Source organism: Shinella yambaruensis, from assembly GCF_050859155.1.
Taxonomy (GTDB): Bacteria; Pseudomonadota; Alphaproteobacteria; order Rhizobiales; family Rhizobiaceae; genus Shinella; species Shinella yambaruensis.
On the sequence record NZ_CP150642.1, the window covers coordinates 20,664 to 37,125 of the forward strand.

Annotated in this window: 11 protein-coding genes and 4 pseudogenes; 6 read left to right on the forward strand and 9 right to left on the reverse strand. The window is 59.8% G+C overall.

Features of this window, described 5'->3' with window-relative positions:
- Positions 1-106: 106 nt before the first annotated feature.
- The 3 genes and pseudogenes from WMC41_RS29460 (at position 107) to WMC41_RS29470 (ending at position 3,074) form a co-directional block, all read left to right on the forward strand.
- A pseudogene (locus tag WMC41_RS29460) lies at positions 107-864 on the forward strand (IS5 family transposase).
- Between the two features lie 93 nt (positions 865-957).
- Positions 958-1,715: pseudogene (locus tag WMC41_RS29465) on the forward strand (IS5 family transposase).
- Between the two features lie 327 nt (positions 1,716-2,042).
- On the forward strand, positions 2,043-3,074 hold the full coding sequence (locus tag WMC41_RS29470; protein WP_432349970.1) for an IS110 family transposase: 1,032 nt from the start codon (positions 2,043-2,045) through the stop codon (positions 3,072-3,074).
- Between the two features lie 675 nt (positions 3,075-3,749).
- Here WMC41_RS29470 and WMC41_RS29475 read toward each other — a convergent pair.
- On the reverse strand, positions 3,750-4,805 hold the full coding sequence (locus tag WMC41_RS29475) for a Fic family protein (RefSeq protein WP_432349971.1): 1,056 nt from the start codon (positions 4,803-4,805) through the stop codon (positions 3,750-3,752).
- A 143-nt stretch (positions 4,806-4,948) separates the two neighbouring features.
- A pseudogene (locus WMC41_RS29480) lies at positions 4,949-5,116 on the reverse strand (DUF736 domain-containing protein); the annotation flags it as partial.
- 160 nt (positions 5,117-5,276) lie between these two features.
- On the opposite strand from WMC41_RS29480, the gene WMC41_RS29485 reads away from it, so the two are divergent.
- The gene (locus WMC41_RS29485) at positions 5,277-7,757 is read left to right on the forward strand and encodes a TOTE conflict system archaeo-eukaryotic primase domain-containing protein (RefSeq protein WP_432349972.1); all 2,481 of its coding nucleotides are present in this window, start codon (positions 5,277-5,279) and stop codon (positions 7,755-7,757) included.
- Positions 7,758-7,793: 36 nt separating this feature from the next.
- On the opposite strand, the gene WMC41_RS29490 is transcribed toward WMC41_RS29485, so the two are convergent.
- Entirely contained in the window at positions 7,794-8,093 is a 300-nt protein-coding gene (locus WMC41_RS29490; RefSeq protein WP_024318408.1) for a DUF736 domain-containing protein, read from the reverse strand.
- 456 nt (positions 8,094-8,549) lie between these two features.
- Here WMC41_RS29490 and WMC41_RS29495 point away from each other — a divergent pair, with 456 nt between their 5' ends.
- Positions 8,550-9,803 carry a tyrosine-type recombinase/integrase gene (locus tag WMC41_RS29495; RefSeq protein WP_432349973.1) on the forward strand — a complete coding sequence of 418 codons (1,254 nt, stop codon included), beginning with the start codon at positions 8,550-8,552 and terminating at the stop codon, positions 9,801-9,803.
- Positions 9,797-10,159: a hypothetical protein gene (locus tag WMC41_RS29500; RefSeq protein WP_432349974.1), complete on the forward strand. Its 363-nt coding sequence runs from the start codon at positions 9,797-9,799 to the stop codon at positions 10,157-10,159. Before WMC41_RS29495 ends, WMC41_RS29500 begins: the two co-directional genes overlap by 7 nt.
- Positions 10,160-10,225: 66 nt before the next feature.
- On the opposite strand, the gene istB is transcribed toward WMC41_RS29500, so the two are convergent.
- The 6 genes and pseudogenes from istB to tnpC form a co-directional block, all read right to left on the reverse strand.
- Positions 10,226-10,984 carry an IS21-like element helper ATPase IstB gene (gene istB / locus WMC41_RS29505; protein WP_432349975.1) on the reverse strand — a complete coding sequence of 253 codons (759 nt, stop codon included), beginning with the start codon at positions 10,982-10,984 and terminating at the stop codon, positions 10,226-10,228.
- Positions 10,981-12,477, reverse strand: a complete 1,497-nt coding sequence (gene istA, locus WMC41_RS29510) for an IS21 family transposase (protein ID WP_288083247.1) — start codon at positions 12,475-12,477, stop codon at positions 10,981-10,983. Before istA ends, istB begins: the two co-directional genes overlap by 4 nt.
- 171 nt (positions 12,478-12,648) lie before the next feature.
- Positions 12,649-13,740: an IS5 family transposase gene (locus tag WMC41_RS29515; RefSeq protein WP_432350193.1), complete on the reverse strand. Its 1,092-nt coding sequence runs from the start codon at positions 13,738-13,740 to the stop codon at positions 12,649-12,651.
- A 71-nt stretch (positions 13,741-13,811) separates the two neighbouring features.
- Positions 13,812-14,228 (reverse strand): annotated as a pseudogene (locus WMC41_RS29520) (amidohydrolase family protein); the annotation flags it as partial.
- A gap of 61 nt (positions 14,229-14,289) precedes the next feature.
- Entirely contained in the window at positions 14,290-14,853 is a 564-nt protein-coding gene (locus tag WMC41_RS29525; protein WP_432343324.1) for a YecA family protein, read from the reverse strand.
- Positions 14,850-16,424, reverse strand: a complete 1,575-nt coding sequence (tnpC, locus tag WMC41_RS29530) for an IS66 family transposase (RefSeq protein WP_432343327.1) — start codon at positions 16,422-16,424, stop codon at positions 14,850-14,852. Before tnpC ends, WMC41_RS29525 begins: the two co-directional genes overlap by 4 nt.
- Positions 16,425-16,462: the final 38 nt, after the last annotated feature.

Genomic DNA, 16,462 nt, shown 5'->3' on the forward strand with positions numbered 1-16,462 from the left:
GGGGTATTCCTAGGTCGTGTTGACAAAGTGGATTCCCAAATCAGCAGAAGCGTGATTCAAGACTGCTTTTTAGGAGGCAGTTTTGGCTCGCGGCGACCTGACAGATATGGAATGGCGGATCATCGAGGGGTTGTTGCCCACCGAACGCGGCAGGAAGTCCCGGCCGTCGCACGATAATCGGCAATATCTGAACGGTATGCTGCATGTCCTTCGGGTCGGATGCCCCTGGCGCGACATGCATGAGCGATACGGAAAGTGGAATTCGGTCTATGTGCGCTTCCGCCGTTGGGCCGAACAAGGCGTTTGGGACGCCCTGCTTGAGACCCTCGTCGAACTGGGGCTGACGGATGACTGGCAGCACATGATCGACAGCACCACGGTTCGCGGCCATTCGCAGGCGGCGGGCGCAAAAGGGGGACTTGTCAGGAGGCTTTTGGTCGATCACGCGGCGGCTTTACGACGAAAATCCACGCCCGAGCAGACGGTCAGGGACGCCCTCTTGGCTTCGTCCTGACGGGCGGCGAAGCTTCGGATTACAACGCCGTTCCGGACCTGCTGGCGATACCTGTCGGAAAGCCGAGGCTGTTCCTCGCCGACAAAGGCTACGATGGTGACTTCCTGCGTGAAGAACTCCTGATCCACGGCATCAGGCCGGTCATTCCGCCAAAAGCCAACCGGAAGAACCCGCCTGCCTGCGACTTCCGGGCTTACAAGGACCGGAACCGTATCGAGCGGATGTTCAACCGTCTCAAGCAGTTCCGGCGCGTTGCGACCCGATACGACAAGACCCGAAAATCCTTCTCAGCATTCCTCGCACTGGCGGCCGCAAAAATATGGCTGCCATACTTTGTCAACAGGACCTAGGTCGTGTTGACAAAGTGGATTCCCAAATCAGCAGAAGCGTGATTCAAGACTGCTTTTTAGGAGGCAGTTTTGGCTCGCGGCGACCTGACAGATATGGAATGGCGGATCATCGAGGGGTTGTTGCCCACCGAACGCGGCAGGAAGTCCCGGCCGTCGCACGATAATCGGCAATATCTGAACGGTATGCTGCATGTCCTTCGGGTCGGATGCCCCTGGCGCGACATGCATGAGCGATACGGAAAGTGGAATTCGGTCTATGTGCGCTTCCGCCGTTGGGCCGAACAAGGCGTTTGGGACGCCCTGCTTGAGACCCTCGTCGAACTGGGGCTGACGGATGACTGGCAGCACATGATCGACAGCACCACGGTTCGCGGCCATTCGCAGGCGGCGGGCGCAAAAGGGGGACTTGTCAGGAGGCTTTTGGTCGATCACGCGGCGGCTTTACGACGAAAATCCACGCCCGAGCAGACGGTCAGGGACGCCCTCTTGGCTTCGTCCTGACGGGCGGCGAAGCTTCGGATTACAACGCCGTTCCGGACCTGCTGGCGATACCTGTCGGAAAGCCGAGGCTGTTCCTCGCCGACAAAGGCTACGATGGTGACTTCCTGCGTGAAGAACTCCTGATCCACGGCATCAGGCCGGTCATTCCGCCAAAAGCCAACCGGAAGAACCCGCCTGCCTGCGACTTCCGGGCTTACAAGGACCGGAACCGTATCGAGCGGATGTTCAACCGTCTCAAGCAGTTCCGGCGCGTTGCGACCCGATACGACAAGACCCGAAAATCCTTCTCAGCATTCCTCGCACTGGCGGCCGCAAAAATATGGCTGCCATACTTTGTCAACAGGACCTAGTTACTCGCCTTTTTTTCGTGCTCATCAACGGAGAGTGAAGTTGAAAGACATTCTTCGCGATATCCAAGCCTATCGTAACAATTTGCATCAGAACGGCTCCTCTGGTTTGCGCAATCAACGGCAGCAAGTTTAGCACTGCCGGTGAGGGAGCAGAGGCCGTCCATCCCATCAAATGTACGGGCGCGGGAAACTCGATCTGCTTGAGGCACGGATCGTCGGAGCGCCCTGATGTCATCGAGATTGATGGTGTGGAACGGCCCTTCGCACCGGCATCGAGGATGCCTAATGTGGTGACGCCAATCGCCACAAGATAGAACGGACCGTTCCATGGAAAAGATTACCATAGTCGGACTGGATTTGGCCAAGTCCATCTTTCAGGTTCATGCCATTACGGAAGATGGACATGTCGCTGTCCGACGTGCTTTGCGGCGATCACAGGTCTTGGAGTTCTTTCGCCAAATCTCACCATGCCTTGTCGGAATGGAAGCATGCGGGAGCGCCCACTACTGGGCCAACGCGATTGGTGAATTGGGTCATACTGTGCGGTTGATGCCGCCCGCCTATGTGAAGCCCTACGTCAAACGCAACAAGACCGACGCGGCTGATGCTGAGGCAATCTGCGAGGCGGTCACGCGGCCAACAATGCGCTTTGTGCCCGTCAAATCACCTGAGGAGCAGGCTGCAAGCATGGTCTTGAAAACGCGAGAGCTATTCGTGCGTCAGCGAAGCCAGACTGCAAACGCCATGCGTGCCCATATGGCTGAGCTTGGGGTTGTCGCTGCCACCGGAATGACAAGCATTGCCAAACTCATTGCCATTTTGCGCGACGATCGTGACGGCCGTCTGCCGCACTCGGCCAGGGTAGCGCTCCTTGAAATGGCCGAGCAAATAGAAAAGCTGACGGCCAGGATCGAGGCGCTCGACGCCAAGATTATCGCGGCCGTGAAAGCCGATGAAGCGGCTCGTCGGCTGACTACCATCCCCGGCGTAGGGCCAATCATCGCGGCAAGCGTTCGCGCCGCTGTCCATGATCCCGAAGCCTTCCGCACAGGGCGAGATTTGGCGGCCTGGATCGGCATTACACCAAGGGCGAATTCCAGCGGAGGAAAGGAGCGGCTGGGTAAGATCTCAAAGCAAGGTAATAAGCAGTTGCGCACCTTACTCATCGTGGGGGCAACCTCGGTCCTGAAGCAGGCTCGCCGTGGGGTCAAGCTGCCAGCCTGGGTCGTTTCGTTACTGGCGCGCAAGGCGTACAAAGTTGCTGCTGTCGCTTTGGCGAATAAGATCGCGCGCACGATATGGGCGCTTCTCGTCAAGGGCGGCACCTACCAAGCGCCGGGAAGCATGACCAGAGTATAGGACAGGAGAGGCTCCGGCGGTTCGCCGTCGGATCAAGCAAGGTGCCAAATGAGTGATGAACCCGAGGGGCGACACCTCGATACCGATCAGACCGTCTGACGCAATGCGCTTCGAGCGCGTGAAAGTGATTAGGCGATCGGCATCGCGGATATCATCGTGGCCAGCGGCTATGACCGCGCTGACAGGCCGGACATATGACTGCACCGTCCGACGGGGATTTGCGCAGAAACCATCTTGCTAATCGGGCCGTTCCACATATGCGTCAGACCCCCGTTACGATGCCGATTGACAAACGCGACTTGCAAGCGGGGGAACCGATTTTTTGGGAAGCGCAACGTCGGAAAAATTGGGGGAGACCGCACCGTCCTTAACGCCGGACTTGCTGGAGTAAACTGGGACGTCAGAGAGAGAAGAGACCCGCGGGCCAGAAGGGGCCGCGACCGTATCCGGCGTGAGCCGGCGGGAGGGTCGAGGGGTGAAACCCGTGACAGCCGGTAAGCCGGTCAATTCCGGCGAACCGGCTCGACGTGCGGCAGAAAGAGCCGCCTCAGAAAGGCGGCTCGGCGATGATCGCACCCACCAGTTCGGCAAGCGTCACGGCCAGATCAGCCTGGGCGAGTTCAAGCTCTGCCTCGATCTGGCGGCGCTCGGCGGCATCGTCCAATCACTTCGGCTTTAGTTCAGGCCGTACCAGGTCCCGCGACCCGCTCCATGAAGGGTCAGATGCCCTTGCTCCGTCAACGCGCGAAGATGATCCTTGACGGTGTTGCGGCTTGCGCCTGTGGCCTTGGCCGCGTCCATCACCGTAACGCGCCCGCGCTCACGCGCCAGTTCGAGGATGGAGACCGACAACTCCGGCAGGTCGCCCAGCAGGATGCGTTCACGCTCGATCTTGCGCTCGAGGCGCTGCTTCTGGCGCTGCAGGCTCCGGAGGAAAAACTCGACCCACGGATTCCAGTCCTGTTGATCTGTCCGGATCGTGCCCTGCGTTCGACGAAGCGCGAGGTAATAGGCTTCCTTGTTCTGCTCGACAACGCTTTCGAGAGAGCTGTATGGCACGTACGTATAGCCCGCCCGAAGGAGCAGCAAAGTGGTCAAGGCTCGCGACAGGCGGCCATTGCCGTCCTGGAAAGGATGGATTTCCAGAAAGACCACCACGAAGACAGCGACGATGAGGAGAGGGTGAAACGTCCCATCCCTCTCTTGGGCCTGTTGCCAGGACACCAGTTCCGACATCCGGCCCGGCGTATCAAAGGGAGATGCTGTCGCGAAGACGACGCCCAGGCTTCGTCCATCTTCGTCGAAGGCTTCGACGTTGTTGGCAAGGGTTTTCCAGTTTCCCCTGTGTCGCTCATCCTTGGTCGAGTGAGCGAGTAGATCGCGATGAAGTTGTCGGATGTGATTTTCGTCAAGCGGGATCGCGTCGAAGGCGGAGAAGATCGTTTCCATTACCTCGGCATAGCCTGCGACCTCCTGTTCGTCTCGGCTGGTGAACGAGCCGATCCGGAGGTTCGAGAGCAACCTTTCGACTTCTCGGTCGCTTAGCTTTGCGCCTTCGATACGGGTCGAAGAGCCGATGCTTTCGATCGTAGCAACACGGCGCAAACTGGAGAGCCGGTCCGGCGCGATACGACCGAGCGCTCGCCATGCACCTTTGAATTCGTCGATCTCAGCGATCAACGACAAGATCTCAGGCGTGATACGCAGTTTCGCCAGATCAAGGGCCGTCATCCATTATCCCATCCGTTTCCATCCGAATGGGATATGACATACCGGACTCCATTTTTCCATCCATTTTCATCCAATAAGGAGAACGGCGGAAAAACGTCAGAGCGCCGGAGAGGCCCCGCCCGGTGGGCGGAGCCTGGAGGACCTCAGTCGCGGTTGGGGCGCGACCAGATCAGCTGGTAGCCGTCCTCGCCTTCGACTTCGGTGAGGGTTGCGTAGATCGGAGCGGGGAAGCTCGGGTCGTCAAGCTTGACCGAGAGGTAGTCGCGATCCTGCTCGGAGCGCTTCTGCCAGGCTGCACCCAGTTCGACGTTTTGCGGTGCACCGCAAAACGTCGATTATGCTGAGAACGTGATTATGCAGAGTGTCGGTCGCTGAAGGCCGGATTTGCCGGTGATTTCTGCGGATTCTGCTCCGCATAATCTCGGAGGCTGAGATGTATGGTGCGTCTTAAAATACGGACGCCTTTGGCCTATGCTGATCCCCACGATCATTTTGGCGAAAGCTGCAAAGTTGGCGGAAAAGAATGATGCATGGGAAAACATCGCGCGCATTCGACGGCGGTTAGCCGATCTGAATGATGAGCGGATGGAGCTTGAGCGTGAACTTGAAGCGTTTGAGCAACAGGTCATTTCCGATAGCCGCGCTATAGCCGTGACGCCAGCCTTCGCGGATGCCCCTGTTACGAACAGCTCACCGTCGATGGAGAAGGTGGAATTGTTCCGGCAGCTTTTTGCGGGGCGTCCCGATGTTTTTCCGGCTCGATGGGAAAACAGAAAGGATGGACGCTCCGGCTATTCGCCAGCCTGTTCCAACGAATGGGCGAAAGGAATCTGCGGCAAGCCGAAGGTGAAATGCGGGGACTGCCCGCATCAGGCGTTCATCCCATATTCCGAGGATATCATCGAAAAGCACCTTCGTGGCGGCGATGCCCGTTCAAGCGACTTTATTGCCGGCGTATATCCATTGCTGCAAGACGAAACATGCTGGTTCCTTGCTACTGACTTCGACAAGGACAGCTGGGCGGATGATACCAGAGCGTTGCTGGCCACTTGCCGTGCAAAAGGAATTTCCGCTGCCCTCGAACGGTCGAGGTCGGGAAACGGTGGCCATGTCTGGATATTCTTCTCCGAACCCGTTCCCGCAAAGATCGCACGACAACTTGGTGCCGCGCTAATAACGGAGACGATGGAAAACCGTCCCGAGATCGGCTTCACGTCTTACGACCGTTTCTTTCCTAACCAGGATACGATGCCACTTGGCGGCTTCGGCAATTTGATCGCGCTTCCTCTCCAACGGAAAGCTCGCGAGACCGGCAACAGCGTTTTTGTCGATGGCGACCTGCAACCCTACGATGACCAGTGGGCATACCTGTCGTCATTACCCAGGTTGTCGGCGGACGAAGTCTTCAGGATTGCCGACGAAGCCGAATTGGCGGGGCGGGTCTTGGGCGTCCGGATGCCGGTCGATGACGAACATGCCGATGAGCCGTGGAAGATGTTGCCGTCACGTCGTAGCGAGCCGCGGCGAATAGAGGCTGCGATCCCGCAAAGCATCAAGGTCGTGATCGCTGATCAGGTTTACATTGATAGGACCGAGCTTCCGTCCCCGGTGATTGCGCAGTTCGTGCGCCTGGCAGCATTCCAGAACCCGGAATTCTATCGTGCGCAAGCAATGCGATTGCCGACCTTCGGAAAGCCTCGAATCATCTCCTGTGCCGAGCTTCACCCACGTCATGTCGCGCTGCCACGAGGCTGCTTCGACGAAACAGTAGAGCTGATCAGGAGGCATGGCGCGACCGCCATTTTGGAGGATCTCCGCGAAGATGGAGAGGCTCTACCCGCCGGCGTCTCGTTCCAAGGGGAGTTGCGACAGCCCCAATCGCGGGCCTTTGATGCTCTTGTTGCCAAGGATAACGGCGTGCTCGCCGCCACGACCGCCTTCGGCAAGACCGTTGTCGCAGCTGCACTCATAGCACATCGCAGCCGCAACACGCTGGTTCTTGTTCACCGCAGGGAGCTTCTCACCCAATGGGTAGAGCGTCTGAGTTCCTTCCTGAGCATCGACCCAAAGCAGATCGGCATCATCGGTGGCGGGAAAAGGAAGCCAACAGGGGTCATCGATGTGGCGCTGATCCAAAGCCTGGTTCGCAATGGCGAAGTCGATGACATCGTGGGAAATTACGGTCATCTGATTGTCGACGAGTGCCACCATCTGTCCGCTGCAAGTTTTGAACTTGTCGCTCGCAGATCCAAGGCGCGATATGTCGTCGGCTTATCTGCCACCGTTGCCCGAAAGGACGGTCATCATCCGATCATCTTCATGCAATGCGGTCCCGTTCGCCATCGGGTCGATGCAAGAGTTCAAGCTGCCGAGCGTGGTATTCGCCACCGTGCCCGCGACCGTTCGACGAAGTTTGAGTTGCCAGCGTCACTCGTCTCGGCAGAGCGCCCGTCAATGCCGGCGATCTATGCGGCCCTTGCGCAGGACCAAGGCCGAAATGACCTGATATTCGATGACGTGCTGAAATCTCTCGAGGCCAAACGTTCGCCCATCCTGCTAACGGAGCGGAAGGATCACCTCGATTATCTCCAACAGAAGTTCGAGCCGTTCGTGAAAAATCTGGTGGTGCTGCGCGGTGGCATGTCGGCGAAGGATCGCAAGCAAGCCAACACGGCGTTGAATGTCGCAGACGATGATGAGCGCCTGATACTTGCGATAGGGCGCTATATCGGGGAAGGCTTCGATGACGCCCGGCTCGACACGTTGTTCCTGACCATGCCGATCGCCTGGAAGGGAACTCTGGCGCAGTATGTCGGCCGTCTGCATCGCCAGCATGATGGGAAGCGGGACGTCTTGGTCGTCGATTATGTCGATAGCACCGTTCCCGTTCTGGCCCGGATGGCTGCAAAGCGACGCGTGGGTTATCGCGCGCTGGGCTATGTGATCGAATGAGGGCGCCCCGCTTTGAGCGGAGCGCCTTGGTGCTGGTCAGCGTGACCAGATGAGCTTGTGTTCTCCCTTGTCGCCCTGGACGAGGGAGGCGTAGACCGGCGCCGTGAAGGACGGATCGTCGAGCTTGAGCGAGAGGTATTCGGCGCCCGTTTCGCGGGCGGTCCGGCTCCAGCCTGCTCCGAACTCGACACCCGTTGCTGTGACCCTGAAGTCGGGTGCGCGGTCGTTGTCGCGGTCGCAGGGCTTGATGGATGCCTTGACGTTGAGGGTGAGGGTCTTGATGGTGCCGTTGTAGGCGCCGGTTTCGTCGCGGGTGAAGGTGCCGATCTGAGCCATTGTCGTATCTCCTGAGGTTGTTCGAAGCCGCCCGATGCGGCCTCGATGGCGGTCGAGAGGCGACGGATTGGACGGAGTGCATCCGCAGGACCGCAGCGTTAGCGAAGGACGGTGGCAGCCGAGCTTGTTGGCTCGCGAGGAATGACCGCTTGCGGTCAGGGGAAGAAGGTCGGCGGGCCGTTGCAGGCCAGGGCCGGTTCGGTGCCAGACCAGCCCCAAAGAGAGGCCGTATGGGGCGCTTTCGCGCCGTCAGAAGAGAACGATGTGGTTGGTCGGTGTCTCCTCATCCGCATGATTAGCCGACGCCCGGGCAATCAATTCCTCCCGTCATCCCGGCCACCATCTCCCTGAGCCGACAGCATGCCAAACTCCGCCTTGCTGGCTGTCCTGGAGTTAGGAATGGGTAGTTCACTCGCCTAGCGCTGGAATGGATTTGAAACCTCCGATTTGTTCGACGTGTCGGACTTCACCGGCACCAACGATCAAATCAAGGAAAATTGCGTGACAAAGCGAAAGTACAGACATCGCCGCAGCGTCGATGTTCGGATAAACTGGCTGCAACCACATGTCGACGGCTTCAAGCACTGGCTTGTCCAGCGGAATTACTCGGCCGCGACTGTAACGGAGGTGGTGCGCCTTCTGGCATTGTGGGGCGATTGGGTACGCGCCGCCGGTCACGACGTCGATACACTTACCGTGGGCTTGAGCGCTTCTGCATCGGTGTTCCACGGCAACAGAACTGCCCGTGCGCCACAGGGTGCTGCCAAGCTGTTCGTCGAATATCTTCGCGAGCTGGACATCCTGCCGCCGGAGCAACGCCCCTCATCGGACGACACCTGGCCCGAATTGGTTGCTTTCCGTCGGTGGATTAGAGAACAACGCGGTGTCAAAGACTCCACTCTTGATACTTATCAAACCGTCCTCGTGAAATTTATGACGTCCCTGGGTGCTGATCCAGCTGCTTACACAGCTTCAGCAATCCGCATGTTCGTACTTGAGTCCGCCAAGCCGCACGGACGCCATTGGGCACAGAGCATTACGGTCGCCACGCGCGCCTACCTCAAGTATCTCGTCGCGATGGGGCAATGCCCTATCGGTCGGGAACATGCGGTTCCGAGCTTCGCGAACTGGCAACTGGCGACAACACCGCGTTTTCTTGGCCAAAGTGACATCGACCGCCTCCTTGCCACCTGTGAGGGCGAAAGCCGCTTACGCGACCGCGCTGTCATGCTGCTTCTGGCTCGGTTGGGCCTCAGGGCGAGTGAAGTCGCTCATCTCACTTTCGGTGACATCGATTGGAAGAATGGCCGAATAACGCTTGTCGGAAAGGTCCGGCGTGAGGAATGGCTGCCGCTGCCTCAAGACGTTGGCGATGCCATACTCGCCTATATTGAGCGGGCAAGGCCGCGCATTGCGACGATGCGAGTGTTCCTGACGGATATCGCGCCAATCAGACCATTGAGCCGCATTGCCGTGAAGTGCATCGTGCGTCGCGCGCTCGACAGAGCAGGAATTGAAAGCGTCCATCGCGGTGCACATGTGTTGCGTCACTCGGCAGCGACAGCGATGCTGCGTAACGGCGCAAGCCTTGCCGGCGTCGGGGCCGTGTTGCGCCACCGTTCTCCATCAACGACGGCGCTGTACGCTAAGGTGGACATCGGCCTGCTGTCGGAAATCGCGCAGCCTTGGGGCGGGAGGTTGCCATGCTGAGCGCTGACGTCACTCGCTATCTTAGTCTACGCCGAGCGCTCGGTTATAAGCTGATCAAGGCCGAACGGCATCTTCAGGCGTCCGCGCGCTTTGCATCCGAGCGGGGCGAGAGCCACGTTCGGGCTGCAACAGTTCTCACATGGTTGCCGACGGCTGCTAAAACGCCGAACGCCATGGCGCATCGCCTGACGAACCTGATCGGGTTTGCCCGCTTTCTGCCGATTCCGATGAAGCCGCCCCATTGTTCCGAGATGATTGCGCCCCCGGATTCCGGGATGATCTCGCCCCCTGTCAACGGCGGAATAATTTCCGGCCACGGGGCGGAGCAAAAGTCGGCCACCATGGCGTCGGCCTGAGACCGCCGGGAGGGCGTAGCCCGAGCGGGGGTCTCAGGCCGGCGCGGCGATTTTTTGAGGGGAGTTTCAGCCAGCCTTTCTGGCGCGGCTCTGGGCGAGGCGGTAGCTGTCGCCGTTCATCTCGAGGATGTTGACGTGGTGGGTGATGCGATCCAACAGCGCGCCGGTCAGACGCTCGGACCCCAGGGTCTCCGTCCATTCGTCGAAAGGCAGATTGCTGGTGATCAGGGTGGCACCGCGTTCGTAGCGTTGCGAGATCAGCTCGAACAGCAATTCCGCACCGGTCTTGGACAGCGGAACGAAGCCCAGTTCGTCGATGATCAGCAGTTTGTAGGCTGCCATCTGCTTCTGGAACCGAAGCAGACGTCGCTCGTCACGCGCCTCCATCATCTCGCTGACCAGGGCAGCCGCCGTGGTGAAGCCGACGGACAGGCCCTTTTGGCAGGCGGCCAAGCCGAGGCCGAGCGCGACATGGGTCTTGCCCGTGCCGCTGGGGCCGAGGGCGATGACGTTCTCGCGGCGTTCGATCCATTCGCAGCGCGCCAGTTCCAGCACCTGCATCTTGTTGAGCTTCGGGATGGCTGTGAAGTCGAAGCTGTCGAGGCTTTTGACGACCGGGAATTTGGCCGCCTTGATCCGCCGTTCAACCTTGCGGCGATCGCGCTCGATCATCTCCCGCTCGGCAAGCCGGAAGAGGTAGCCGACGTGATCGACGCCCTCGGTGGCGCAGAGCCGAGCCAGCTTCTGGTGCTCGCGCTGGAAGGTCGGTAGCTTGAGGGTCTTGAGATAGTGGGCGAGCAGGATGTCGGGTGCTTCGGTGCTCATGCCGCTTTACCCGCATCAGACGACAGAAGTCGCATATACGCCTTTGCCGAGGTCTTCTCGACCGTCGCTCTTGGCAGGTAGGGATAGATCGCCAGGTCCAGTCGCGGCGGCCTGCGCTCGACCCGGCACAGGATCAGATGTTTGACCGCATCGAAGCCGATCGCGCCGAGCTGGATGGCCTGCTTCACGGCCGCATGCAGGTCCGCAAGGTCGAAGCTCTCCAGGAGACGGAGAACCTGCACATATTCCCGCCGCCCATGCTTGGCCATGCGGCCTTCCATCAGCCGGCGCAGCGTGGCGAACTCGTCCGGCAGGTCCCAGCCCTGGAGAGGAGCAGCCTGATCCAGAGAATTGATCTTCTGCTCGATCAGCGGCAGGTAATGAACGGGATCGAAGACGACGTCTTCCCGCTCCCAGCATCGCGGATGGTGGGCAATGATCTCGCCGCGGCAGCCGATCACCACCTTGTCGACATAGCCCCGAACCCAGACATCCTGGTGGCCGTAGGCGACCGGCACGGAATAGTCGTTGGTCTTGTAGCGCACCAGAGACTGGGCCGTCACCGTTGTACTCGCCTGGTCGCAGGCATCGAAAGGCGACGCCGGCAAGGGACGCATGGCCGCCAGATCCCGCTGCAGGCGCTCGCCGATCGTCTCGCTCTCGCCGCGCAGCTTGTCGCGCTGGCGTTTGCGGCATTGCTCTTCCAGAAAGGCGTTGAACGCATCCCATGTCGGAAACTGCGGGATCGGCACCATGAAGTTACGCCGGGCATAGCCCACCAGACCCTCGACATTCCCCTTGTCGTTGCCTTTGCCGGGACGGCCGTAGCGATCCCGGATCAGGTAATGGGACAGGAAACCGCTGAACAACGTCGCCCGCTTGCGTGTGGCGTCCGGCAGGATCTTCGCGACAAGGCAGCGGTCGTTGTCATAGACGATCGACCGCGGTACGGCCCCGAAGAACGCGAACGCATGGATGTGGCCATCGACCCAGGCTTCGGCCACCGCCGCAGGATAGGCGCGCACATAGCACCCGTCGCTATGCGGCAGATCGAGCACGAAGAAGCGCGCCTTCTGCTCCACGCCGCCAATCACGACCGTCGCCTCACCGAAGTCCGCCTGCGCATGGCCGGGCGGATGCGACAGCGGCACGAACACCTCTTGTCGGCGCTGATCACGCTCGCGCATATAATCCTTGATGATCGTGTAGCCGCCGGTGAACCCGCATTCGTCGCGAAGCCGGTCGAACACCCGCTTGGCCGTATGGCGCTGCTTGCGCGGCACCTTCAGGTCTTCATCGAGCCAATGGTCGATCGTCGAAACGAACGCATCAAGCTTCGGACGCCGGATCGGTGATCGCCGCTGATAGCCGGGCGGCGTCGAATAGGCCACCATCTTGGCCACGCTGTCGCGCGATATGTTGAAATGCTTAGCTGCCTGACGCTGCGTCATCCCTTCGGAAACAGCCAGGCGAACCCTCAGATATAGTTCCACGGTGTAGATCCCCTGTCCCTCCTGCGTTCATTGCAGAAAGGAGATAGGTGGCCGGATTTTACTCCGCCCGCGGCAGCATTATGCCGCCGCTACCGTGGCAGACTTTTGCACCGCCGCTCTCAATTTGAACTGTCTGTATTGGCATTCCCGCCCCTTGCGGGGCGGCCGTCGTCATGCGGCGGCATGGCGACCTTCGTGGAAGACGTATCGGAGCATGTTGTAGGCGATATTGGCCATGCCAATCTTCACCTTGGCCCTTCCAATCCCGATGGTCCTGATGACGAGCTTCATCTTGTCCTTCTGCCTTGCAAAGACATGCTCGACAGCGGACCTGATCTTCGATCGTCGCCCGTTGGCCCGCGACGTCGTTTCCGGCATTGGCTTGCCCTTCGGCTTTCGCTGATGAATGTCCGACTTCAGGCCATTTCTTACCAGCCACTCCTCGTTCGTCTTGGATCGGTAGGCGCTGTCGGCCCAGACCGTTGAGGCGGTATTGTCCTTGGTCACGACATTCCGGAGTTGGGCACCGTCATGGGCGCTCGCACTTGTCACCGTCCATCCCCGTATGAAGCCATGTGCCCGGTCGATGCCCGCGTGATTTTTGTAACCAAACATCGGAATGGCGATGTCATGGGTCTTCGTTGGCGCTGATGTCGGCGTTTCCCTCGGCTGCTTCGCCTTGGAATACTTCACCGTCCAACGCGCATCGCGATCCTTCTGGGCAAGCTTGGCGGGCTTCTCCTTCCAGTCCTGCGGTATCTCACCGGCTTTGATCGCGTCTTTCTCTTCCTGATTATTGCGCTGCCTCGGAGCCTGGATGATTGTCGCATCGACGATCTGCCCGCCCTTGGCCAGATACCCGGACCGCGAGAGATGTTTGTCGAAACGAGCGAACAGATTGTCGATGGCACCGGCTCGCACCAGACTTTCGCGAAACAGCCAGATCGTTTTGGCGTCCGGCACCTTGTCGGAAAGGCCGAGCCCCAGGAACCGCATGAAAGAAAGGCGGTCCTGGATGACGAACTCTGCCTGGTCGTCGGAGAGATTATAGAGCGCCTGGAGCACCAGGATCTTGAACATCAGCACCGCCGGAAACGGCGGACGACCGCCCTTTGATCCATCCGATCGCTTCAGCGCCTTGGCCAGCGGCTTCTCGAACACAGGCCACGGGATGATGGCATTCAGCTTCTCGAGCGGATCGCCCACGGCGCTCAGCCGTTCATAACGCTCGAGCAGATCAAAGAAACCAGGCTGTCCCCGCATCATCTGCTCCCGCCAAATCACGCATGTCAGAGGGAAGCACGATTTGCCGAAAAGGGGGAGGTTTTTAGAGGGGTCCATTTGAGGAAGTCGGCCTTCTCCTCCTTTGCCTTCTGAGGAAACAGATTGTAGGCGAGACGCACCGTCATCAGGCCTTCATCGGAAAGTGTCTGAATGACGTGGTAGTCATCTGGATAGTTCTGGAAGCCGCCGCCGGCGTCAACGACGCCTGTGACGCCTAGGCGATTGAGTTCGCGCATGAAGTGGCGGGTAGAGTTGATTTGATAGTCGAGCGGCAGCTTCGGCCCCTTCGCGAGCGTCGCATAGAGAATAGTGGCATTGGGTGTAGCGATCAGCATGCCTGTCGGATTGCCGTTGGCATCGCGGGTGATCTCGCTGCCTGGCGGGTTCGGCGTTTCTCGCGTGTAGCCAACGGCGCGAAGGGCCGCACCGTTCAGCAGCGCGCGATCGTAAAGATGCAGCAGGAAGACTGTGAGCGCAACGAAGGGCCCACGGCTTCCGTGATTGACTGAATAGGTTTCCGGCTGTCGGTCAGAACGTCTGCTTCGCTCGCTTCGGCATAAAATAGGCTCGAATATTGATGAGCGCTTCCGCGACCTTTGTAGCATCCTGACGGGTCGCGTTCCGTTTTGCCTCACCGAGCTTGCGGATGGGCGCGACGATATCCCCGGTGACGGCATGACCTCGAAGGACGGGCTGCCAAAGCTTGGGTGCGTACCTTGTTCCCAATAGAAAGCAGAGGTCCCAATCGAAGGGATCAAAGGTCTGATCATCGATCTTGGTGAACCTGGGCCGATGGTCTTTCGGCGTTTCGGCGAGGCTTGCCGATATCCGGTTGTATTCCGCAACGATGGTCTGGACGGCTCGATGCTCGGTTGTTTCCATCGGCAGGTTCAGGGCATCCGGGCCAGTCAGCTCCGGGATCCACTGACGCGGGTCGATAAACCTCGGGCCGATGATGAGAGCCGTGAGATAACCGTCGAGGCCGCTCATCGACCAGATCGGCGAGACTGGACGGCGTGCCCTGATGAAGGCCTCGAACGCCTCGTCATCGAGCTTCGGCCGTGCCGTAACCCCTTGGCTGTTCTGTGTCATGCCGCCCGTCGCTCCTGATCTGCAATGCTCTCGCGGTCGGCCTTCCAGGTCCATGGGAAGAGCGTATCCATCTGGTTCGCGGTCACCTTGCCGGAGATGATGCGCTCGAGCACGTCGGCAAGCCAAGCTTCGGGGTCTACACTATTGAGCTTTGCCGTGTTGACGAGCGATGCGAGGACGGCGAAGGTCTTGCCACCGCGTTCGCTGCCCACGAACAACGAGTTCTTCCTCGTCAGAGCCACCGATTTCATCGAACGCTCGACCACATTGGAGTCCACTTCGATCCGGCCATCCTCCAGGAAGGCTGCCAGTCCGTTCCAGTGGTTGAGCGTGTAGGTGACGGCCTTGCCAAGCGCCGATTTCGACGACACCTCGTCGCTAAGTTCGGTGAGCTGGGCCTTCAGTTCGCCCATGACGGGCGCTGCCTCGCGACGCCGCACCGTGAGCCGGGTATCGGCATTTTCGCCGCGCAGTTTCGCTTCGATACGGTAGATTTCGGCAATCCTGGCCAGGATCGACAGGGCCTCAGCAGACCCGGTCATCTTGACGATTTCGACGAACTTGCGCCGGGCATGGGCAAGGCAGAAGGCCAGCCGCATGGGGGCGACATTGCTCTTCCCCCGGCGCTTGGCCAAGGTTTTATAGGCTTGGTACCCATCGACCTGGAGCACGCCGGCAAACGACGACAATTGCCCCTCGACCTCGCGGGCGCTGCGGCTTTCGGCAAAAGTATAGGCCACCGCCGGCGGCGCCGGACCATTCCATGGGCGATCGTCGATCGCTTGCGCCCACAACTGGCAGACCTTGGTTCGTTTGCGCCCCGGATCGAGCCGCGGAAGCGGCGTCTCGTCACAGAACACCCTTGGCTGGGAGCGGATGAAGGCTAGCAGCGCATTGTAGAGAAGCTCGAGCCACCAGGCGACCCGCGTCACCCAGGCCCCAAGCGTGCCGCGATCGATGATGACGCCGCAGGAGGCAAGCATCTGCGCCTGGCGATGAAGCGGCAAATGCCAGGCGAACTTCGAAACGGCCACATGGGCGGCAAACGCCGTGGTCACCATGCCGCCGTCCATCACGCGCGCCGGTGCGGGCGCTTGCACAATGACGCTTTCGCAGGCCCGGCATGCATAACGCGGCCGGATCGTCCGCTTCACCCGGACAACCGCCGGCACGATGTCGAGCGCCTCACTGGCGTCCGTGCCGATGCAATGCAGCTCGAACGAGCAGCACGGGCAAATCTTGCTCTCCGGCTCGATGAGCTCTTCATACCGTGGGAGATGCCTGGGTAACCGGCCGATGTTGCGCGCCGGCGATCGCCGCTCCTGCTTTCGGCTGTCAGCCACGGGTGCAACATCGTCATTGGCCGCCACGGGAATGTCGCTGAGATCGCCAAGCTCAAGCGTCGCCTGCTTCGGGTCGATCGCCGTCATCTTCTCCGATTTCGGCCCAAAGAGCTGCCGCTCCAGGAAGGCAACACGCGCCTTGAGGTCGGCATTCTCTGCATCGAGCGAGAGAATGATCCGGCTCAATTGCGCGGCATCCTGAGGTAAAGGGTCGGGTCGAAGCGGCATGGCAGACCCTAGCACATGACCCTGAATCTTCAAGCAAA

Bases quoted from the DNA above. Each gene is read 5' to 3' on its own strand.
- WMC41_RS29500 (WP_432349974.1), top strand. From the start codon at position 9,797: ATGCTGAGCGCTGACGTCACTCGCTATCTTAGTCTACGCCGAGCGCTC.
- WMC41_RS29515 (WP_432350193.1), bottom strand. From the start codon at position 13,740: ATGCGGGGACAGCCTGGTTTCTTTGATCTGCTCGAGCGTTATGAACGG.
- WMC41_RS29525 (WP_432343324.1), bottom strand. From the start codon at position 14,853: ATGACACAGAACAGCCAAGGGGTTACGGCACGGCCGAAGCTCGATGAC.
- istB (WP_432349975.1), bottom strand. From the start codon at position 10,984: ATGAGCACCGAAGCACCCGACATCCTGCTCGCCCACTATCTCAAGACC.
- WMC41_RS29475 (WP_432349971.1), bottom strand. From the start codon at position 4,805: ATGACGGCCCTTGATCTGGCGAAACTGCGTATCACGCCTGAGATCTTG.
- WMC41_RS29485 (WP_432349972.1), top strand. From the start codon at position 5,277: ATGCTGATCCCCACGATCATTTTGGCGAAAGCTGCAAAGTTGGCGGAA.
- WMC41_RS29490 (WP_024318408.1), bottom strand. From the start codon at position 8,093: ATGGCTCAGATCGGCACCTTCACCCGCGACGAAACCGGCGCCTACAAC.
- WMC41_RS29470 (WP_432349970.1), top strand. From the start codon at position 2,043: ATGGAAAAGATTACCATAGTCGGACTGGATTTGGCCAAGTCCATCTTT.
- tnpC (WP_432343327.1), bottom strand. From the start codon at position 16,424: ATGCCGCTTCGACCCGACCCTTTACCTCAGGATGCCGCGCAATTGAGC.